Here is a 19025-nt window from a genome sequence, read left to right as displayed (position 1 = left end):
CAGCACCCCGTCCTTGAGGACGGCAAGCCGGTCGCCCATGGTCATCGCCTCGACCTGGTCGTGGGTGACGTACACCGTGGTGGTGCCCAGGCGGCGCTGCAGCACCGCTATCTGAGTGCGCGTCTGCACCCGCAGTTTGGCGTCCAGGTTGGACAGCGGCTCGTCCATCAGGAACACCCGCGGCTCGCGCACGATGGCCCGCCCCATGGCGACGCGCTGGCGCTGGCCGCCGGAGAGCGACTTCGGCTTGCGGTCGAGGTAGTCCTGCAGATCGAGGATGGCGGCGGCCTCCCGCACCCGTTCGCGCACCCGCGGCTTGGGCATGCGCGCGATCTTCAGGGCGAAGCCCATGTTGTCGGCCGTCGTCATGTGCGGGTACAGGGCGTAGTTCTGAAAGACCATCGCGATGTCGCGGTCCTTGGGCGGCAGATGGGTCACGTCCCGCTCGCCGATGCGGATCGTTCCGGAGTCGACGTCCTCGAGGCCGGCGAGCATGCGCAGGCTGGTGGACTTGCCGCAGCCGGAGGGCCCGACCAGCACCATGAACTCCCCGTCGGCGATGTCCAGATCGAGGTCGCTGACCGCCGGGCGTTCCATGCCCGCGAAGCGGCGGGTGGCCTTCTCGAAGGTGACCGATGCCATGACCCATCCCTCCCGGTGCTTCTCCTCACTCCAGCGTGGAGCGGTCGACGACGCCGGCGCATGCCCCGACCGTCCCCTTCCCGGGCCGGTCGGCCCCTACGGCGTCGACCGGATGCGGCAGGTGCCCGCGCTGGAGAACTCCCCGCCGCCCGGCGCCACATGGCTGCCGTGTCCCGTCGCCCGGGGGCGGTCGTCGCGGGTTCAGCCGGCGACGGTGCACGTCCAGCGGGCGCCGTGCCGCGGGGCTGGGGCGACGGAGTGACCCGGCGACCCGGTGGCCGTGAGCGCGGGGGCGGAGGGCCGGTTCCCCGGCACCGTGACGACGGGGACCGTCGCCCGCTCCAGGCAGGCGCGCATCACCGCTCCCGACGCGTGCTCGTCGTACCCAACGCGCGGGGTGCGGCCGAGCGCCAGCAGGACGGCGCCCTGCGCCTGCTGGACCAGGACGCGGGCCGGCGCCCCCTCGGCCACGACGGCGCGTACCGCGCCGTCGTCCTGCGGCCCGAAGGCCTCGCGCAGCGTCGCGGCCAGCAACCGCGCCGCCCCCTCGCGCTGTTCGGCGGCGGTCGGCCGTGCCGTGGCGGGAGCGTAGGGGGCGAGGCCGGGCCGTTGCCAGGCGTGCACGGCGACGACGGTGGCGTGCAGGGCCCGCGCCTGCCGGGCGGCCCAGCGCAGTGCCGCCACCGACGCCTGCGACCCGTCGACCCCCACCACGACACTGTCGCCGACCGCGCCTTCCACCATGACAGCCTCCCTCGCCGGATGTTCCCCGGTGTCTCAGTCTCCCGGTGCGCTCCGCACGGCACTTGGGCCGAGTGGCTCCGCCACCGGCGCCGAACGGGTCGGTCGGTGCGCCGTTCGGAGCCGTACGGCCCAGTGCCGGGGGCGGGCCGGGAGCGGACGCTGGATGCGGCACGAGCGGAGGCGACCGCGAGGCCGGGGCGGCCCGGTCCGGGGGCGGGGTGGCCCGAGAGGAGAGAGGCGTCATGAACGGACCGGTGGTGGTGGGGGTGGGCGCGTCGTCGTCGAGCCTGGCCGCGGTGGAGACCGCCGCGCGGGAGGCCGAACGGCGAGGCGTGGGCCTGCAGTTGGCGCACGCCGTCGTATGGCCCGCCGACCCCGTGGCGCCCGGTGTGCCGCCCTGGGACCCGGACGGTGCCGGGCTGAGCGCGTCGGCCCGGGGAGCACTCGCCGAGGCCGAACGGCACGCGCGGCGCGTCGCGCCGGGGCTGTCGATCACCAGCGAGGTGCTCGTCGGCGAGCCCGGGACGGTGCTGGAGGCCGAGTCGCGTGCCGCCTCGCTGACCGTGGTCGGCGGTCGCCGCCAAGGCCGGTTCGGCGGGCTGCCGTTCGGCTCGGTCGCCGGCCGGCTGACCGCACAGGGACGCTGCCCGGTGCTGGTCGTGCGCGGCACCACCGGCCGCGGCGGCCCCGTCGTCCTGGCGTCCGACGGCGCCTCGCCCGTGGCCCGCGCCGCAGCGGAGTTCGCCTTCGCCGAGGCCGCCCAGCGGGCCGCGGAGCTGCTCGTCCTGCACGGGGGCGGCCGCGACGGCGCGGCAGTGGTGGCCGAACTGCGGCGTACGTACCCCGACGTCGTCGTACGACATCAGCGGATCCGGGGCCGCAGCCGCCCGGTCGTCGCCGGGGCGAGCGCGGGCGCGCAACTCGCCGTGGTGGGCGTGCCCGCCCACGCCGGCCTCACGGACACCCTGACGGGCTCTCTGGGCCGCGCCCTCCTGCGCCACGCCCGGTGCACCGTCGCGGTGGTCCCGGCCGAGCCCCCGCGGCACTGACGCCGAAGACGACCCCGCCGCGCCGCACGCCGACTGCCGGCCCGGCGGGCCCACGGCGCCTGAGGCAAGCCCCGCCCGTCGGCCCGCCCGGGCCCGCGCCGGTGGGTCCGCCCTGGCTCCCGGTAGACGACCGGCGGCCTCGGCCTGTGCCGAGTGCCGTCTCAGGACCGCCCGCAGCCGTCGGCCGGAGGCCGGCTCGCCGTGATTCATGCCGGCGACGAACTCGGTGCGGTCATCGTGTCGGCGTCCAGCTCCGTCCACGCAGTCGCCCCGGCGTCGAGGAAGTCGGTGCGGTCCGTGCCAGGCCGCTGCGACCGGGCGTTGACGGCGTTCTGGCCGGCGATCGCCGCGGCGGCCACGGCCCGTGTCGCGGCGGAGTTCGAGGGGGCCGGGCGCCGCAGCTCACCCCGCTGATCACCGACGCCGCGCCGGTCCTGTGCCCTGCACGTGCTGCCGGCCGGGCACAGGGGAAACCCGGTGCCCGGGGTGGCGCTGCTCGGCGACGCGGCGCAGAGCGCCGACCTGCCCCCGTGCCACGGCGCCGAACCAGGCACCGCGCTCGCCGCGCAGCCCGGCGGCATCGTGGCCGTCCTTGCGGCGTGCAGGCGGGCCCTGATCCCGTTCAGCGCCACGGCCGGCGCCGAAGGCTCCCACCTGCACGGACTCCTTTTCGGTGACGACGCCCCGCGCGGTCTGATCGGTGAACCGCCCGCGACGTGTGTGGAGGTCGCGACACAGGGGACTTGGTGGGCACGTCGGGTGCGGCGTCGCTCCCCCGGGGGGCCGGCCCGGCCAGGCTTCTCTGGTTCTGACACCGAGCCAGGGAAGCCGCCGCCGCCTCAGTCGATGCCGCCCTGTTCGCAGATCATCCGGGCGACCTCCCGCAGCTTGAGGTTGCGCTCCTGCGAATAGCGGCGGAGCACGTCGAACGCCTCCTCCTCGGTGAGCCGACGGCTGCCCATGAGGATGCCCATGGCCTCGCCGATCACATGGCGGGTGGCCACGGCCTGTTCCAGCTGGGCGTGTGTGCGGGCGCTGGAGAACGCGACCGCCGCGTGCGAGGCCAGCAGCCACCCGGCCAGCTCACTGGCCTCGGTGAACATGCCGGGCTTGCGGGAGTACAGGTTCAACGCGCCGAAGTCCTCGTCCTCGGTGAACAGCAGGAAGCCCATCATGCTGCCGATGCCGAGCCGCGAGGCCTGTGGTGCGAAGGCGGGCCAGCGCAGCTGCTGCCCGGTGAGGTCGGGGATCCGGAAGACCCGCTCCCGCACCGAGCTGCGGGCGGTGTCGAAGCACGGCCCCTCGCCCAGCCGCTCCTGCAGCCGGTCGCTGTCGATCACCAGGTCGTCGGTGGGGGCCAGCGTCCGCACCTTCCGGCCCTGCAGCACGAGGATGCCGGCCGCGTCACATCCCTCGACCAGCTCCACGGCCGAGGAGGTGATCCTCTCCAGCGTGGCGTCGACGGAGTCCTGGGCCAGCAGGTCGCGGGCCATGGCCGCCATCTGCTGCCCGAATCGTGCCCACTCCACGCCGTCCTCCGCCTGTCGCGTTCTCCGGACCCAACCATCTACCCGGATCCGCGCGACGTTCACCCGGTGACCGTCGCCGCCGTGCCGGGTGCCGCGAACGTGTCCTGGTCCAGCGTCTGCGCCACCGTGCGGCGGGGCGAGGGCGGTCCCTGCGGCCCGTAGCCGAGGCGGAGCACCATCTGGGCGTGCACGCGCCCGTCCTCCTCGTCCCGCACCAGCTGGTCGCGCAGGTCGGGCCACTCCAGGGCCTGGTGCAGCAGCGAGGCGCGCACACCGTGCCGGGTGGCCACCAGCAGCACGTGCTGCAGGGCCTGCCCGGCCCGCAGCCAGTCGGCGCGGCGGTCGTGCGGGGTCGACAGCACGGCGAGCGTCGGCCGCTTCTCGAAGGCACGGGCGGCCAGCGTCGACGGATGGAGATGGGCCCCGAAGTCCCGCATCGGGACCTGGTCGCGGTAGTCCTGCGGGCCGACGGCGGCCGGCGGGATGCCGAGCGCCGACTCGTCCGGTTCACGGATCCACCGGCGGCTCTCCGCCGCCCGGTCGGCGTCGGCCCGGTTGCGGCGCTCCGCCTCCAGGGTCACGCGCAGCAGCCGGTCGGTCTCGCCGGTCTCCGGGTTGCTCAGCAGGGCGCCCTCCGCGTGCGCCGCGTCCGCCAGCTCGTGGCGCAGGGCGGCGGGCAGCGGCCGGTCGGAGAACGGGAAGCGGCTGCTGCGCCGGTGCCACAGGGCTTCGTAGAGCTCGGGCGACGGCGTGAAGCGGGCCGGACCGCCGAGCCGGACGGAGGCGAGCAGTTCGGGCTCGCCCGGCCGGGGCAGCAGCCGGGTCACCGGGGCCCATCCGAAGTGCGCCACCGCCAGCCGCAGGTTGAACACCGCGCAGCCCACCGACAGGTGCAGTGCCCGCCCCGAGGGGTCGATGTGGCGCAGTCCGCGGTCCTGCGCGGCCCGGATCTCCAGGGTGAGCGTGTCCGGGTCGAGCCGGAACCGCCAGGGCTGGGTGTTGTGGATGGAGGGGGCGGCCACGGCGGCCGAGATCAGCTTCTCCAGGGTCGCCACGTCGAGCGGCGCGGTGGACATGGGGGCCTCCTCCCCGCCCGGTGACCGAGGGCGGTGGAACGGGTCGTTGACCCTGTCCAGGGTGGTCCCGGCGCGGCCCCCGGGGCAGGGGCCGTAAGGCCTGACATCCGGCCGTACGGCCCCGTCCGGTTCAGCGCGTGTGCGGGGCGCCCTGCTCGGGCTGCTCCAGATGCGAGGCGAGCACCGCGGCCTGGACCCGGCGTTGCACGCCGAGCTTGGCCAGCAGCCGCGAGATGTGGTTCTTGACGGTCTTCTCCGACAGATACAGCTGCTTGCCGATCTCCCGGTTGGTCAGGCCGTCCCCGATGAGGGTGAGGATCTCCCGCTCGCGCGGGGACAGGCTCGCCAGCTCGGGGGAGACCTCGGGGGCCTCGGCCGGCTCGGTGCGCAGCGACCGCATCAGCCGGGCGGTGGTCGCCGGGTCGAGCATCGACTGGCCCGAGGCGACCGTGCGGACCGCCGAGACCAGGTCGGAGCCCTTGATCTGCTTGAGCACGTATCCGGACGCCCCCGCCATGATCGCGTCCAGCAGGGCGTCCTCGTCGTCGAACGAGGTGAGCATCAGGACCGCCAGCTCCGGCATGCGGCTGCGCAGCTCACGGCAGACGGAGATGCCGTCCCCGTCGGGGAGCCGTACGTCCAGGACGGCCACGTGCGGCCGGACCGCGGGGGCGCGCACCAGGGCGTGCTCGACGTTCTCGGCGTCGCCGACGACGCTGATGTCCGGCTCGGCGTCCAGCAGGTCCGCGAGGCCGCGGCGGACGACCTCGTGGTCGTCGAGCAGGAAGACGCGGATGGGATCCTGCGCCGTGAAGGTGCGTGCCTCGGTCATGTCGACCTCTCGTTCCCCGGATGTGAGACGGACTGCGGGCCGTCTGTGTTGAAGATCATGACTCGCCGGGGCCGGAGGCACTAGGGCCGACCGGCCCCACCGGACCTTGACCCACCATCAAAGCTCCCCCCGGGGCGCGGTCGCAATCCTCTCCCGCTCGAGTTCGATGGATGAGACCTTTTAGGGGTGTCCGTCCCATTGCTCCCCGAGGGGGTGTGACCGATGCGGAAGGCGAGATGCGGCAAGGTCCTGGGGTGGCGCTGGCGTGACAATCCGCTGCGGCGGCGCAGTGACGTGCTGGAGGCCTGGATCGTCCTGGCCTCCTGGGCGCTCGCCACGGTCGTGGCGGCGTGCGCCGGGCTCCTCGGCGCGCAGCTGTCCGAACGCGCGGCCGAGCGGGACCGGGCGGGCCGTGAGCCCGTCTCCGCGGTGCTGGTCCGCATCCTCCCGGGCGGTGCTCCCGACGCCGTCTCCGGCGTGCGCTACGACCGGGCCCTGGCGGTCGTACGGTGGCGGGACGCCAACGGGACCGGCCGGACCGGAACGATGGAGGTCACCCCCACGGCCAGGGCCGGCGGCGGCGTGCGGGCCTGGACGGACGGCCACGGCCGCCTGCTGCACAAACCGGTGGGACCCGCGGAGGCGACGACCCGCGCGGTACTGGCCGGCACCGGTGCCGGACTGGCGGCGGGCCTGACGGCCCTCGCCGGCGGGCGGCGGGCCTGACGGCCCTCGCCGGCGGGCGGCTGGTCCGGTTGCGGGTGCAGCGGCGCGCCACCGAGGCGTGGGGCGCCGCATGGGAGCGGATCGACGGCCGCTGGGGGCACACCGCCGGCTGATCAGCCGGCTCAGTCCTGGCCGGCGAGGGCGAACCGCACGTCCACGACCCCCTCGACGGCCCGCGCCAGGCGCGCGGCCACCGGCACCAGGGACGTGTCGTGGACGCGGCCGCCGAGCGTCACCACACCGTCGCGGACCTCGACCCGGACGCTCGAGCCGGGAGCGGGGAAGAGGTACGTCACCACCTCCCGGCGCACCTCCTCGGCGATCTCCTCGTCGGCGCGCAGGAAGACCTTCAGCAGATCGGCCCGGCTGACGATGCCGACCAGGTGCCCGGACGCGTCGACGACGGGCAGCCGCTTGACCCGGGCCCGCGCCATCTCCCGCGCGGCCTGCGCGAGTGTCGCGTCCGGGGCCACGGTGAGGGCGGGGGAGGTCATCAGCTCTCCGGCGGTGACCGATCCGGCCTTGAGGAGGTCGGACAGCCGCCGCAACTGCGTGTAGCGGTCGGGGTCGCTGTCGCGGAACTCCTCCTTGGGCAGCAGATCTGCCTCCGAGACGATCCCGACGACCGCTCCCGTGGCGTCCACGACGGGCATCGCGCTGACCCGGCGCTCCTGCACGGTGCGCACCATGTCCTTGAAGGCCGCCCCGATGCTCACGACCGCGACGTCGGCGGTCATCACGTCCCTGACCAGGTGCGGCGACCCGGGTCCGCCGGCCGCGCGGCCGGTGTGGTCCTCGTGGTCCTGGCGCGTGGTCATCGCAGGCCTCCGCTGCCGTAGGGGCCGTAGAGGTCCAGCAGCCGGGTGCGGGCCGCCTGCAGCCGGTGCGCCACGATCCGGCCCACCCACTCGGCGACGGTCCGGCCGAACTCCGCGTCCCGCTGGCACTCGGCCCGCACCTGCGCGGCGTCGAACTGGTAGGCCCGCAGCGGTGTGACCGCCTCGGCGCCCAGATGCCAGGTGTGCGGCGGGTAGAGCCAGGACCAGCCGAGCAGTTCGTTGTGGCCGAGGGAGTCGATGACGGCGGCCTGGCGGCCCGGCACGCGCATGTCGAGATCCACGGTGCCGGTACGGATGATCCAGAACCGGTCGGCGTGGCCGCCCTCCTCGAACAGCCGGGCGCCCTCCGGATACGACACCTCGCGAGCCATCCCCATCAGCCGCTCCCGGTACTCGGGAGACAGAGCCCGCGTCAGGTTCGACGTTGCGGGAGCGTTCATGGCGTGCCTCCACTCAGGCGTACGGAACTGCCACCTCCAGGGTGTCGACGGGCCGTGTCACCGGCCATGGGCCACCCGGCCCCAGCTGCGGGCCACCTGGCGATTCAGTGCTTTCCGCTCCACTCGCGGTACGCGGTCACGGCGGTCGGCAGGGTGGGGAAGATCAGGTCCCGGCCCACCGACTCCGCCAGCCCGTACGCCTCCAGGTCGTTCAGAAGGTCCTGCTTGACCCGCGCCAGCGCGAAGACGATCCCGCGGCGCGTCAGCTCGCGCCGCAGCGCGTCGACGGCGTCCAGCGCGGTGATGTCCACCTCGACGTTCGCCTCGGTGTTGAGCACGAACCAGCGCACCGGCTGGGTCTGCTCGTCCACGGCGGCCAGGGCGCGGCGGTGGAAGTTCTGCGCGTTCGCGAAGAACAGCGGGGAGTCGTAGCGGTAGACGAGCAGGCCCGGGATGGTGCGGGCCTGCGGGTAGTCGTCCACGTCGTGCATGCCGGCCACCCCGGGCACCAGCCCCTCGACGGCGTCGTGCGGGCGCGCGACCCGGCTGAGCAGCTCGGCCACGGACAGGCCGACGGCGACCAGCACCCCGTAGAGGATGTCCAGGGCCAGCACCCCGGCCAGGCAGCCGATCGCCAGGAGCAGTTCGCGGCGCCGGAAGGCGGCCAGCCGGGTGAAACCCGTCAGATCGATCATGCAGACGGCCGCGTAGACGACGAGGGCGCCCAGCACCGCCGACGGGGTGCGGCTCAGCAGCGGGCTCAGGAACAGCAGCACGCACAGCACAAGCGCGCCCGCCACCAGCGAGTACGCCTGGCTGCGGGCGCCCGCCGAGGAGGCGAGCGCGGTCCGGCTGGCGCTGCTGCTGACCGGGAAGCCGTGCAGCAGGCTCGCACCGATGTTGGTCGCGCCCAGCGCCAGGAACTCCTGGTCGGCGTCGAGCGGCGGCGCGTCCTCGTCGGGGCCGGGGAAGGCGCGCGCGGTGAGGACGAAGTCGGTGTAGGCCACGAGCAGCACGCCGAGCGCCGGCAGCACCAGCCGCGGCAGCTCGGCCGGATCGGGCAGCGCGAACGAGGGCAGCCCCGAGGGCACCGTGCCGATGACCTTGATGCCGAACCGGTCGTCGAGGTCGAACGCGACCACCGCCGCGGTGCCCAGCACGACGGCCAGCAGCGGCCCGGGCACCGCGCGGGCCAGCCGGGGCACGGTGAACAGGAACACGATCGTCAGCGCGGAGAACAGCACCGTGGCCGGGTCCGCCTGCCCCAGGTGCCCGACGAACGACCACAGCTGGGCGAAGAACACCGACCCCGTCGTGGGCACCCCGGTCAGCCGCGGCAACTGGTCCATGATCATGATCAGGGCCACGCCCGCCAGGTATCCGATCAGCACCGGGCGGGAGAACAGATCGGCGATGAACCCCAGACGCAGGACACGGGCCGCCACGCACAGCAGGCCCACCGTGAGGGCGAGACAGGCCGCCAGCTCGGCGTAGCGGCCCGGGGCGCCGCCGGCGAGCGGAGCCACCACCGTCGCCGTCATCAGTGCCGTCGTCGACTCCGGGCCCACCGACAGCAGCCGGGAGGAGCCCAGCAGCGCGTACAGGGCGAGCGCGGGCAGGATGGCCCACAGCCCCGTCACCGGCGGCAGACCGGCCACGCCGGCGTACGCCATCACCTGCGGCACCAGGTACGCGGCCACCGTCAGGCCCGCCAGCACGTCGCCGCGGACCCAGGAACGGCGGTAGCGGGACAGCGAGGCCAGTCCGGGCGTCAAGCGGCGCCACGCGCGTACGTACCCGCTCCGGCCCCGCGACATGGGCCTTGTGTCGTCACACTCCCTCAGCATCCACCGAGAATCGGCCACCCGCCCGGTCACGGGGAAGGGCTTCGGCCCCGCGAGGCCCGACGGTCCCGCGCCCGACGCCGTTCGGCCCCGCACGCGCCGACCATCGGCACCGTGCGCCGCGGACCGGTCCGGAGCAGCGTCGGACATGTGGACGCCCCCGGGCACCGGACCGTGGCGGCAACGCGCGGACATCCGCTCCCCGGACGGTCGTTCACCGGTGGGCCGTCGGCGCGTGGTCGTCGCCCGTACGGCCGGCCCGCCGAGCGCGGGAGGGGCGGCGGATCCCGGATGCAGGGGACCCGCCGTTCCGCATGGCCGTTGGGCCGGTCGGTCCCGGTTGGGGAAAAGCGGCCCCTGCAGCACGGACGCCTCCCGGGCCGACGCTGGACGCAGACACCCGATCAGGAGGCAGCATCATGGTCCGCACCGTTGTCGCAGGTCTCGACGGCTCACCCGAAAGCCGCGCCGCGGCCGAGTGGGCGGCGCGCGAGGCGAAGCTGCGCGGCCTTCCCCTGAAGATCGCGCACATCTGGGAGCCCGTGCCCGCTCCGATGGCCCAGGCCCCCCTGCTCGGTGCCGAGACCCAGCAGCACTGGACCGAGCGCATCCCGCGGGAGGCCGCCGAAGGACTGCGGCTGCGCCACCCCGGCGTCGAGGTGAGCATCGAGCACTCCACCGGCCAGCCCGCCGAGATCCTCGCGAAGGCGGCCGAGGAGGCCGAACTGCTCGTGCTCGGCTCCCGCGGACTGAGCGGCATCGGCGGCTTCCTGGTCGGCTCCGTCGGCCTCGGCGTCGTCGCGCACGCCGCCCGGCCGGTCGTGCTGGTCCGTGCCGGGGAGCAGGCCGCCGACGAGCACCAGGCGGACCCGGTGGGCATCCCGTCCGCCGCGACCCCCTACCTGCCCGTGCTGCTCGGCCTCGACCCGGCCCACGCCGACGACTCCGTCATCGAGTTCGCCTTCGACGCGGCCGCCCGCCGCTCCACCGCCCTGCGGGTCGTGGCCGGCTGGAACCTGCCGCCCTACTACGCCTACGGCCTGTCCGTGGACCCGGACTTCGACCGCGAGGTCGGCCGCCAGCAGGCCACGGCCCTGGCCACGGCCCTGCACCCGTGGCGGCTGAAGTACCCCGACGTCGAGGTCGTCGAGGAGTCCCGGGCCGGCAGCGCGGCCACCTTCCTGATCGACGGCTCCGCCGACGCCTCCCTGGTCGTCGTCGGCCGGCGCACCCGCCGCAGCCCGCTGGGCCCGCACATCGGCCCCGTCGCCCACGCCGTCCTGCACCACGCCAAGGCCCCCGTCGCCGTCGTCGCCCACGACTGACGCCCCCCGACACCCCTGAGGAGCAACAACCATGAAGGCAGCGGTCGTCCGAGCGTTCGGTGAACCCCTGGTCATCGAGGAACGCCCCGACCCCGAGCCCGGCCCCGGCCAGGTGCGCATCCGCCTGGAGGCCTCCGGGCTGTGCCACACCGACATCCACGCCGCCCACGGAGACTGGCCCGTCAAGCCCAACCCGCCGTTCGTCCCCGGCCACGAGGGCGTCGGACTCGTCGAGAAGCTCGGCGAGGGCGTCACCCATCTGGCCGTCGGCCGGCGGGTCGCCGTGCCCTGGCTCGGCCGGGCGTGCGGACGGTGCGAGCACTGCCTGTCCGGCTGGGAGACGCTGTGCGAGCAGCAGATCAACACCGGCTACGGCTGCGACGGCGGGTACGCCGAGAAGATGCTGGCCTGGGCCGACTACGCACAGCCGGTGCCGGAGGGCGTCAGCGCCCTGGAGGCCGCCCCGCTGACCTGCGCCGGCGTCACCACCTACAAGGCGCTCAAGGTCGCCGGCGTGCGGCCCGCCCAACTCGTCGCCGTCTCCGGCGTCGGCGGGCTCGGCCATCTGGCCGTGCAGTACGCGAAGATCGCCGGCGCCACCGTCGCCGCGATCGACGTCACCGACGACAAGCTCGAACTGGCCGCCGAACTCGGCGCGGACATCGTCGTCGACGCCCGCAAGGAGGACGTCGGCGCGGTCCTCAAGCGGCACGGCGGGGCCCACGCCGCGATCGCCCTCGCGGTGAACCCGGCCGCCTTCGAGGCGGTCAACGCGGGCTTGCGGCGCGGCGGAAAGCTCGTCATGGTGGCCTTGCCGGCCCACGGCACCATCCAGGTCCCGATCTTCGACACCGTCCTCAACGGCACCTCGGTGATCGGCTCCATCGTCGGCACCCGGCAGGACCTCGCCGAGGTGTTCCGGCTGCACGCGGACGGCCGCACCAGGGTCATCTACGAGACCCGGCCCCTGCAGAGCGTGAACGAATCGATCGACGAAGTCCTGCGCGGCGAGGTCAAGGCCCGCATCGTGTTCGATCTCGGCACGGGAAGGTGAGCGCCATGGAACTGCCCCTGGTCGTGGGGGCCGACGGCTCCGAACCCAGTCTGCGTGCCGTGGACTGGGCGGCCGACGAGGCAGCGCTGCGCGGAGTGCCGCTCCGGGTGGTGTACGCCTCGCTGTGGGAGCGCTACGAGGGCCACGCGCTCGCCGAGGACCTCGGCAAGCCGTCCGAAGAGGTCATGGCCGAGGACATCGTCGGCGGCGCCGTCGCCCGGGCCCGCACCAGGCACCCCGATCTGCGGGTCACCGGCGAGGTGCTGCCCGAGGAGCCGGAGTACGCCCTGGTCCGCGAGGGCCGCAACGCCTCCGCGCTGGTGGTCGGCACCCGCGGCCGCAGCGGCATCGCCGAGATGCTCCTCGGCTCCGTCAGCCTCACCGTCGCCGCCCACGCCGACTGCCCGGTGATCGTGCTGCGCGGCAGCCACGACAACCGCGCCCAGCCCGCGACCCACGGGCGCGTCCTGGTGGGCGTCGGCGAGGAGCCCAAGGACCTGGCCGCCGTGCGCTTCGCCTTCGACGAGGCCCGGCGCCGCGGGGCGTCCGTGGAGGCCGTACGGGCCTGGCGGTGCCCGGCGCACGAGACCACCGACCATCCCCTGATGGCCGGCGAACCCGCCCGGCTGCACGAGGGACGGGCCGCCGAGGCCCTGGAGGAGGCGCTGCGGGACGCTCCCGAGGACATCGAGGTGCGGCGCCGTACCGTCGAGGGGCATGCCCGCCGGGTGCTGGTGGACCTCTCCCGCGACGCCGACCTGCTCGTCGTCGGCGCCCGCCGCCGCGAAGGGCACCTCGGGCTCCAGCTCGGCCGCGTCGCCCACGCGGCACTGCACCACTCCGCCTGCCCCGTCGCCGTCGTACCGCAGCCGGCGTGAGCGCCTTACAGGCCCGCCGTGTGATCCGGGACGTAGTTCTGCAGATCGCGCGGCGACCGCACGTAACCGGTCGACGCCGGACGGGGAGGAAGCTTCAGCACCGGCGGCGGCACCTCGTGGTACGGCAGGGAGTCCAGCAGGTGGGCCATCATGTTCAGCCGGGCGCGCCGCTTGTCGTCGCTCTCGACCACGTACCACGGGGCCTCGGTGATGTCGGTGTGCACCAGCATCTCGTCCTTGGCCCGGGAGTAGGCCTCCCAGCGGGTGATCGACTCCAGGTCCATCGGCGACAGCTTCCAGCGCCGCAGCGGATCCTCCAGCCGGCGCCGGAAGCGCTCCTGCTGCTCCCGGTCGCTGACCGAGAACCAGTACTTGCGCAGCAGGATCCCGTCCTCCACGAGCATGCGCTCGAAGATGGGGCATTGGCGCAGGAAGAGCTGGTACTCCTCTTTGGTGCAGAAGCCCATCACATGCTCGACGCCGGCCCGGTTGTACCAGGACCGGTCGAACAGCACGATCTCCCCGGCCGCCGGCAGATGCTCGACGTACCGCTGGAAGTACCACTGGGTGCGCTCGCGCTCCGTCGGCTTGGGCAGTGCCGCGATCCGCGCCACACGGGGATTGAGGTGCTCGGCGACGCGCTTGATCGTCCCGCCCTTGCCCGCCGCGTCCCGGCCCTCGAAGACGACGACCAGCCGGGCGCCCTGCGCCCGCACCCACTCCTGCAGCTGCACCAACTCCGTCTGCTGGCGCAGCAGTTCCTTCTCGTACGCCTTGCGCGGCAGCTTTGCCGCCTTCTTGCCGGCCATGCCGCCTCTTCCCCTCGATGACTTGTGGAGTCACTCATGCCCAAGGTCGAACACCAGGACGCCACCGTACTGACCGACGACGAGGTGCGCACCCTGGACGCCCACTGGCGGGCCGCCAACTACCTGGCCGCCGGACAGATCTACCTGATGGCCAACCCCCTGCTCCGCGAGCCCCTGCGGCCCGAGCACATCAAGCCGCGGCTGCTCGGCCACTGGGGCACCTCGCCCGGCCTGAACCTCGTCTACACCCACCTCAACCGCGTCATCAGGGCCCGCGACCTGGAGGCCCTGTGCATCTGGGGTCCCGGCCACGGCGGCCCCTCCGTCCTGGCCAACTCCTGGCTGGAGGGCACCTACAGCGAGACCTACCCGGACGTCTCCCGGGACGGCGACGGCATGGAGCGGCTGTTCCGGCAGTTCTCCTTCCCCGGCGGCGTGCCCAGCCACGTCGCACCGGAGACACCGGGCTCCATCCACGAGGGCGGTGAGCTCGGGTACTCCCTCTCGCACGCCTACGGCGCCGCCTTCGACAACCCCGGCCTGGTGGTCACCTGCGTGATCGGCGACGGCGAGGCGGAGACCGGCCCGCTGGCCGCCTCCTGGCACTCCAACAAGTTCCTCGACCCGGTGCACGACGGCGCCGTCCTGCCGATCCTGCACCTCAACGGCTACAAGATCGCCAACCCGACAGTGCTGTCCCGGCTGCCGGAGCACGAACTCGACGAGCTGCTGCGCGGCTACGGCCACGCCCCCATCCACGTCACCGGCGACGACCCGATCGCCGTCCACCGCGCCATGGCGAAGGCCCTCGACACCGCCCTGGACCGCATCGCCCTGATGCAGAGCTCGGCCCGCGAGGACGGGGTCACCGAACGCCCGCACTGGCCCATGATCGTGCTGCGCACCCCCAAGGGCTGGACCGGCCCCGCCGAGGTCGACGGCCTGCCCGTGGAAGGCACCTGGCGCGCGCACCAGGTGCCGCTCGCCGCCGTCCGCGAAAACCCCGAGCACCTGCGGCAGTTGGAGACCTGGCTGCGCTCCTACCACCCCGAGAGCCTCTTCGACGGCGAGGGCAGGCCCGTCGCCGACGTCCTGGCCTGCGTCCCCGACGGCGACCGCCGGCTGGGCGCCACCCCGCACGCCAACGGCGGCGTCCTGCTGCACGAGCTGCCCGTCCCCTCCCTGGACCGCTTCGCCGTACCCGTCGACAAGCCCGGCACCACCCTGCACGAGCCGACCCGCATCCTCGGCGACCTCCTCGAAGAGGTCATGAAGAACACCTCCCACCGCCGCGACTTCCGCGTCGTCGGCCCCGACGAGACCGCCTCCAACCGGCTCCAGGCCGTCTTCGACGCCAGCGGCAAGGCCTGGCAGGCCGCCATGCTCCCGGTCGACGAACACCTCGACCGGCACGGCCGGGTGCTGGAGATCCTCTCCGAACACACCTGCCAGGGCTGGCTGGAGGGCTACCTGCTGACCGGCCGGCACGGACTGTTCTCCTCCTACGAGGCGTTCGTGCACATCGTCGACTCCATGGTCAACCAGCACATCAAGTGGCTGAAGACCTCCCGGGAGCTGCCCTGGCGGGCGCCCATCGCCTCCCTCAACTACCTGCTCACCTCGCACGTGTGGCGCCAGGACCACAACGGCTTCTCCCACCAGGACCCCGGCTTCGTCGACCACGTCCTCAACAAGAGCCCCGAGGTCGTCCGCGTCTACCTGCCGCCGGACGCCAACACCCTGCTGTCGGTGGCCGACCACGCGCTGCGCAGCAAGGACTACGTCAACGTGATCGTGGCGGGCAAGCAGCCCTGCTTCGACTGGCTCTCCATGGATCAGGCGCGCGCCCACTGCGCCCGTGGCGCCGGCATCTGGGACTGGGCCGGCACCGAGAACGGCGGGGAGCCGGACGTCGTCCTGGCCTGCGCCGGGGACGTGCCCACCCAGGAGGTCCTGGCCGCCGCCCAGCTGCTGCGCCGCCACCTGCCCGGTCTCGCCGTACGCGTCGTCAACGTCGTCGACATGGCCCGCCTGATGCCCCGTGAGGAGCACCCGCACGGCATGAGCGACTTCGAGTACGACGGCCTGTTCACCAAGGACAAGCCGGTGATCTTCGCCTACCACGGCTACCCGTGGCTGATCCACCGGCTCGCCTACCGCCGCACCGGGCACAAGAACCTGCACGTGCGCGGCTACAAGGAGTCCGGGACCACCACCACGCCGTTCGACATGGTCGTCCGCAACGACCTCGACCGCTACCGGCTGGTCATGGACGTCATCGACCGCGTCCCCGGACTCGCCGTGCGGGCCGCCGCCGTGCGCCAGCAGATGGCCGACGTCCGCAGCCGCCACCAGGCGTGGATCCGGGAGCACGGCACCGATCTGCCCGAGGTCGCCGACTGGGGCTGGAACGCCTGAGAAACGGCCGGGATCGGGGGCCGACCGGCCCTCGATCCGTCCCCGGACAGCCCATGGGAGCGCGCCCCGTTCCGCTGGACCCTCGAAGTGTCATCAGACGTGGAAGGGATCCGCGATGTCGCACGACGCTCTCAGCAGGCCCCAGGTCCACGCCCTGCTCGCCGACGGCACCATGGTGTGCATCCGCGAGGTGCGGCCCGGCGACCACGAGCAGCTGCGGGGTTTCTACGAGGAGATGTCGCCGGAGAACCTGAGGCTCAGGTTCTTCGCGATCAGCAGGCGCTCCGCCGAGATGGCCGCCGACCGGGCCTGCGCGACGCCGCACCCCGGATACCGCGCCCTCGTCGCCGAGACCCAGGGCCGCGTCATCGGCCTCGCCGAGTACGACACCTCCGGCACCGGCCGGGAGGCCGAGATCTCCATCGCCGTCGCCGACACCCTGCACCACCGGGGCGTCGGCACCCTGCTGGTCGAGCACCTGGTCTCGGCCGCCCGCGCCGAGGGCGTCACGGCCTTCAAGGCCGACGCCCTGTGCGAGAACCACGAGATCCTGCGGCTCTTCGCCGACCTCGGTCTGCGCACCGCCCGCCACTTCGACGGCCCCGAGGTGCGCTGCACCATCGAGCTCGCCGAGAGCGAGTCCTACCTCACGGCCGTGGAGGAACGCGGCAGGGCCGCCGACGTCGCCAGCCTCCAGCCCCTGCTGCGCCCCGACGCGGTGGCCGTCGTCGGCGCCGGCCGCAAGCCGGGCTCGGTGGGCCGGGCCATCCTGCGCCATCTGCACTCCGGCGGCTTCACCCGGCGCCTGTTCGCCGTCAACCCCGCCGCCACCTCGATCCTCGGCATCCCCTCCTACCCCTCCGTCTCGGCCCTGCCCAGGACACCCGACCTCGCGATCCTCGCCGTACCGGCGGCCGCGGTGGCCGAGACCGCCGAGGAGTGCGGCAAGGCGGGCGTACGGGCCCTCCTCGTCGTCACCGCGGGCCTCGGCGCCGACGAGGCCGGCAAACTGCTGACCTCCTGCCGCACCTACGGCATGCGGCTCGTCGGCCCCAACTGCCTCGGGGTCTCCAACACCGACCCCGAACTGCGCCTGGACGCCACCTTCGCCGCCGACCACCCGCGCCCCGGCACCGCGGGCGTCGCGGTGCAGTCCGGGGGAGTGGGCATCGCCCTGCTCGACGGCATGTCCCGGCTCGGCATCGGTGTCTCCTCCTTCGTCTCGCTCGGCGACAAGTTCGACGTCAGCGGCAACGACCTGCTCCAGTGGTGGGAGAGCGACGGCCGCACCGACCTCGCCCTGCTGCACCTGGAGTCCTTCGGCAACCCGCGCGCCTTCTCCCGCACCGCCCGGCGGGTCACCCGCCGGATGCCGGTGCTGACCGTCGACGCCGGCCGCACCGACGCCGGCCGCCGGGCCGCCGCCTCGCACACCGCGGCCGCCGCCACCCGCACCATGACCCGCGGCGCGCTGTTCACCCAGGCCGGCATCACCGCCACCCGCTCGGTCGGCGAACTCCTGGAGACCGCCGCCCTGCTGCACGCCCAGCCGCTGCCCGCGGGGCCCCGCGTCGCCATCGTCACCAACGCGGGCGGCGCCGGAGTGCTCGCCGCCGACGCCTGCGCCGAGGCCGGGCTGATCCTGCCCGCGCCGACCCCGCAGCTCGTCGACGACCTGCTCGCCGTGCTGCCCGAGGGCGCCGCCGCCGGCAACCCCGTCGACGCCACCGCCGCCGTCGGCGAGGACCAGCTCATGGACTGCGTGGACCGGATCATGCGCAACGACGGGGTCGACGCCGTCCTCGTGGCCCTCGTCCCCACGGCGGTCGCCGCGGCGACCGGCGACGACCTCGTCCGGGCCCTCACCCGCGCTCCCGGCCGCAGGGCCAAGCCGATCGCCGCGGTACGGCTCGAACAGGCCCTGCCCGTCGAGCTGCTGGCCACCTCCGACGGCGGCGCCGTCCCCGCCTACTCCGAACCCCAGGCCGCCGCACGGGCGTTGGCCCACGCGGCACGCCGCGCCGCCTGGCTGGCCCGCCCCGCCGGCACCGTCCCCGCCCTGGCCGACGTCGACACCGCCCGCGCCCACGCGGTCGTCGAGGACTACCTCGACAGCCACCCCGACGGCGGCTGGCTCGACCCCCGCGTCTGCGCCGAACTCCTCGGCTGCTACGGCCTCCCGCTCTCGCCCTGGGCCTGGGCGGAGACCGAGGACGAGGCCGTCCTCGCCGCCGACCGGCTGCGCGGCGCCGACGGCCGGGTCGTCATGAAGGGGTACTGGCCGGGACTGCTGCACAAGAGCGTCGAGCACGCCGTCCATCTCGACCTGCGCGGCGACGCGCAGGTGCGGGCCGCGTTCCGCGATCTGGAGACCCGGTTCGCGGGCCGGCTGACGGGCGTGGTCCTGCAGCCCCTGGCGCCGCGCGGCACCGAACTGTTCGCCGGCGTCGTCCAGGACCAGGTCTTCGGACCGCTGGTGCTGTTCGGGCTCGGCGGCACCGCCACCGAGATCCTCGCCGACCACGCGGCACGTCTGGCCCCGCTCACCGACCACGACGTGCACGATCTGATCACCGCCCCCCGCTGCGCCCCCCTGCTGTTCGGGGCCGGCGGCGAGCGGCCCGCCGACCTCGAAGCCCTCGAGCAGCTGCTGCTGCGGCTGTCCCGGATGGCGAGCGACCTGCCGCAGCTGGCCGAGGCCGACTTCAACCCCGTACTCGCGTCACCGGGCGGCGTCAGCGTGCTCGATGCGCGGGTGCGCCTGCTGCCCAGCAGGCCGCAGGACCCCTATCTGCGCCGGCTCCGCTGAGGAGGACAAGC

General features: G+C 74.0%; 17 protein-coding genes. 7 read left to right on the top strand and 10 right to left on the bottom strand.

Annotation, left to right across the window (positions count from 1 at the left end; all coding sequences use genetic code 11):
- The coding region (locus M8J74_RS16340; protein ID WP_249837098.1) for an ABC transporter ATP-binding protein at positions 1-642 on the bottom strand (642 nt) is incomplete at its 3' end.
- A 201-nt stretch (positions 643-843) separates the two neighbouring features.
- Complete coding sequence (locus tag M8J74_RS16335; protein WP_249837097.1) at positions 844-1386, bottom strand: universal stress protein; 543 nt, start codon at positions 1384-1386, stop codon at positions 844-846.
- Positions 1387-1628: 242 nt separating this feature from the next.
- Here M8J74_RS16335 and M8J74_RS16330 point away from each other — a divergent pair, with 242 nt between their 5' ends.
- The gene (locus tag M8J74_RS16330; protein WP_249837096.1) at positions 1629-2435 is read left to right on the top strand and encodes a universal stress protein; all 807 of its coding nucleotides are present in this window, start codon (positions 1629-1631) and stop codon (positions 2433-2435) included.
- 206 nt (positions 2436-2641) lie between these two features.
- Here M8J74_RS16330 and M8J74_RS16325 read toward each other — a convergent pair whose 3' ends face one another.
- The 4 genes from M8J74_RS16325 to M8J74_RS16310 form a co-directional block, all read right to left on the bottom strand.
- A complete protein-coding gene (locus M8J74_RS16325) occupies positions 2642-3016 on the bottom strand; it encodes a hypothetical protein (protein WP_249837095.1) in 375 nt (124 codons plus the stop codon).
- A 258-nt stretch (positions 3017-3274) separates the two neighbouring features.
- Positions 3275-3937, bottom strand: coding sequence for a GAF and ANTAR domain-containing protein (locus M8J74_RS16320; RefSeq protein ID WP_283948228.1), 663 nt, complete (start codon positions 3935-3937; stop codon positions 3275-3277).
- 86 nt (positions 3938-4023) lie between these two features.
- Positions 4024-5040: an Acg family FMN-binding oxidoreductase gene (locus M8J74_RS16315; RefSeq protein ID WP_249837093.1), complete on the bottom strand. Its 1017-nt coding sequence runs from the start codon at positions 5038-5040 to the stop codon at positions 4024-4026.
- Positions 5041-5170: 130 nt separating this feature from the next.
- Positions 5171-5872, bottom strand: coding sequence for a response regulator (locus M8J74_RS16310; protein WP_058927173.1), 702 nt, complete (start codon positions 5870-5872; stop codon positions 5171-5173).
- A gap of 222 nt (positions 5873-6094) precedes the next feature.
- Between M8J74_RS16310 and M8J74_RS16305 the strand changes: the two genes are divergently transcribed.
- Complete coding sequence (locus M8J74_RS16305) at positions 6095-6598, top strand: Rv1733c family protein (RefSeq protein WP_249837092.1); 504 nt, start codon at positions 6095-6097, stop codon at positions 6596-6598.
- Between the two features lie 122 nt (positions 6599-6720).
- Here the strand turns inward: M8J74_RS16305 and M8J74_RS16300 are convergent, their stop codons facing one another.
- The 3 genes from M8J74_RS16300 to M8J74_RS16290 all read right to left on the bottom strand — a co-directional run bounded on the left by M8J74_RS16300 (position 6721) and on the right by M8J74_RS16290 (position 9694).
- A complete protein-coding gene (locus M8J74_RS16300) occupies positions 6721-7416 on the bottom strand; it encodes a CBS domain-containing protein (protein ID WP_249837091.1) in 696 nt (231 codons plus the stop codon).
- Entirely contained in the window at positions 7413-7877 is a 465-nt protein-coding gene (locus tag M8J74_RS16295; RefSeq protein WP_249837090.1) for a cyclic nucleotide-binding domain-containing protein, read from the bottom strand. The genes M8J74_RS16300 and M8J74_RS16295 overlap by 4 nt, the downstream gene beginning before the upstream one ends.
- 104 nt (positions 7878-7981) lie before the next feature.
- On the bottom strand, positions 7982-9694 hold the full coding sequence (locus tag M8J74_RS16290; RefSeq protein WP_249837089.1) for a SulP family inorganic anion transporter: 1713 nt from the start codon (positions 9692-9694) through the stop codon (positions 7982-7984).
- A 446-nt stretch (positions 9695-10140) separates the two neighbouring features.
- Here M8J74_RS16290 and M8J74_RS16285 point away from each other — a divergent pair, with 446 nt between their 5' ends.
- Genes M8J74_RS16285 through M8J74_RS16275 form a run of 3 tightly spaced genes read left to right on the top strand, consistent with a single transcriptional unit; the run spans position 10141 to position 12978 of the window.
- Positions 10141-11046, top strand: coding sequence for a universal stress protein (locus tag M8J74_RS16285; protein WP_249837088.1), 906 nt, complete (start codon positions 10141-10143; stop codon positions 11044-11046).
- Positions 11047-11077: 31 nt separating this feature from the next.
- Positions 11078-12100: a zinc-dependent alcohol dehydrogenase gene (locus M8J74_RS16280; RefSeq protein WP_249837087.1), complete on the top strand. Its 1023-nt coding sequence runs from the start codon at positions 11078-11080 to the stop codon at positions 12098-12100.
- Between the two features lie 5 nt (positions 12101-12105).
- Entirely contained in the window at positions 12106-12978 is an 873-nt protein-coding gene (locus M8J74_RS16275) for a universal stress protein (RefSeq protein WP_249837086.1), read from the top strand.
- Positions 12979-12983: 5 nt separating this feature from the next.
- Here M8J74_RS16275 and ppk2 read toward each other — a convergent pair whose 3' ends face one another.
- Positions 12984-13787 carry a polyphosphate kinase 2 gene (ppk2, locus tag M8J74_RS16270; protein ID WP_249837085.1) on the bottom strand — a complete coding sequence of 268 codons (804 nt, stop codon included), beginning with the start codon at positions 13785-13787 and terminating at the stop codon, positions 12984-12986.
- A 36-nt stretch (positions 13788-13823) separates the two neighbouring features.
- On the opposite strand from ppk2, the gene M8J74_RS16265 reads away from it, so the two are divergent.
- Both M8J74_RS16265 and M8J74_RS16260 read left to right on the top strand, forming a co-directional pair.
- Positions 13824-16205: a phosphoketolase family protein gene (locus M8J74_RS16265; protein WP_249837084.1), complete on the top strand. Its 2382-nt coding sequence runs from the start codon at positions 13824-13826 to the stop codon at positions 16203-16205.
- 115 nt (positions 16206-16320) lie between these two features.
- Positions 16321-19014: a bifunctional acetate--CoA ligase family protein/GNAT family N-acetyltransferase gene (locus M8J74_RS16260; RefSeq protein ID WP_249837083.1), complete on the top strand. Its 2694-nt coding sequence runs from the start codon at positions 16321-16323 to the stop codon at positions 19012-19014.
- Positions 19015-19025: the final 11 nt, after the last annotated feature.

This window comes from Streptomyces panaciradicis, assembly GCF_023516615.1.
Classification (GTDB): domain Bacteria; phylum Actinomycetota; class Actinomycetes; order Streptomycetales; family Streptomycetaceae; genus Streptomyces; species Streptomyces panaciradicis.
Note: the sequence above shows the minus strand (reverse complement) of the source record. Positions and strands in the feature narration are given on the sequence as shown.

Bases quoted from the DNA above. Each gene is read 5' to 3' on its own strand.
- M8J74_RS16335 (WP_249837097.1), bottom strand. From the start codon at position 1,386: ATGGTGGAAGGCGCGGTCGGCGACAGTGTCGTGGTGGGGGTCGACGGG.
- M8J74_RS16330 (WP_249837096.1), top strand. From the start codon at position 1,629: ATGAACGGACCGGTGGTGGTGGGGGTGGGCGCGTCGTCGTCGAGCCTG.
- M8J74_RS16325 (WP_249837095.1), bottom strand. From the start codon at position 3,016: ATGCCGCCGGGCTGCGCGGCGAGCGCGGTGCCTGGTTCGGCGCCGTGG.
- M8J74_RS16320 (WP_283948228.1), bottom strand. From the start codon at position 3,937: ATGGCGGCCATGGCCCGCGACCTGCTGGCCCAGGACTCCGTCGACGCC.
- M8J74_RS16315 (WP_249837093.1), bottom strand. From the start codon at position 5,040: ATGTCCACCGCGCCGCTCGACGTGGCGACCCTGGAGAAGCTGATCTCG.
- M8J74_RS16310 (WP_058927173.1), bottom strand. From the start codon at position 5,872: ATGACCGAGGCACGCACCTTCACGGCGCAGGATCCCATCCGCGTCTTC.
- M8J74_RS16305 (WP_249837092.1), top strand. From the start codon at position 6,095: ATGCGGAAGGCGAGATGCGGCAAGGTCCTGGGGTGGCGCTGGCGTGAC.
- M8J74_RS16300 (WP_249837091.1), bottom strand. From the start codon at position 7,416: ATGACCACGCGCCAGGACCACGAGGACCACACCGGCCGCGCGGCCGGC.
- M8J74_RS16295 (WP_249837090.1), bottom strand. From the start codon at position 7,877: ATGAACGCTCCCGCAACGTCGAACCTGACGCGGGCTCTGTCTCCCGAG.
- M8J74_RS16290 (WP_249837089.1), bottom strand. From the start codon at position 9,694: ATGTCGCGGGGCCGGAGCGGGTACGTACGCGCGTGGCGCCGCTTGACG.
- M8J74_RS16285 (WP_249837088.1), top strand. From the start codon at position 10,141: ATGGTCCGCACCGTTGTCGCAGGTCTCGACGGCTCACCCGAAAGCCGC.
- M8J74_RS16280 (WP_249837087.1), top strand. From the start codon at position 11,078: ATGAAGGCAGCGGTCGTCCGAGCGTTCGGTGAACCCCTGGTCATCGAG.
- M8J74_RS16275 (WP_249837086.1), top strand. From the start codon at position 12,106: ATGGAACTGCCCCTGGTCGTGGGGGCCGACGGCTCCGAACCCAGTCTG.
- ppk2 (WP_249837085.1), bottom strand. From the start codon at position 13,787: ATGGCCGGCAAGAAGGCGGCAAAGCTGCCGCGCAAGGCGTACGAGAAG.
- M8J74_RS16265 (WP_249837084.1), top strand. From the start codon at position 13,824: ATGCCCAAGGTCGAACACCAGGACGCCACCGTACTGACCGACGACGAG.
- M8J74_RS16260 (WP_249837083.1), top strand. From the start codon at position 16,321: ATGTCGCACGACGCTCTCAGCAGGCCCCAGGTCCACGCCCTGCTCGCC.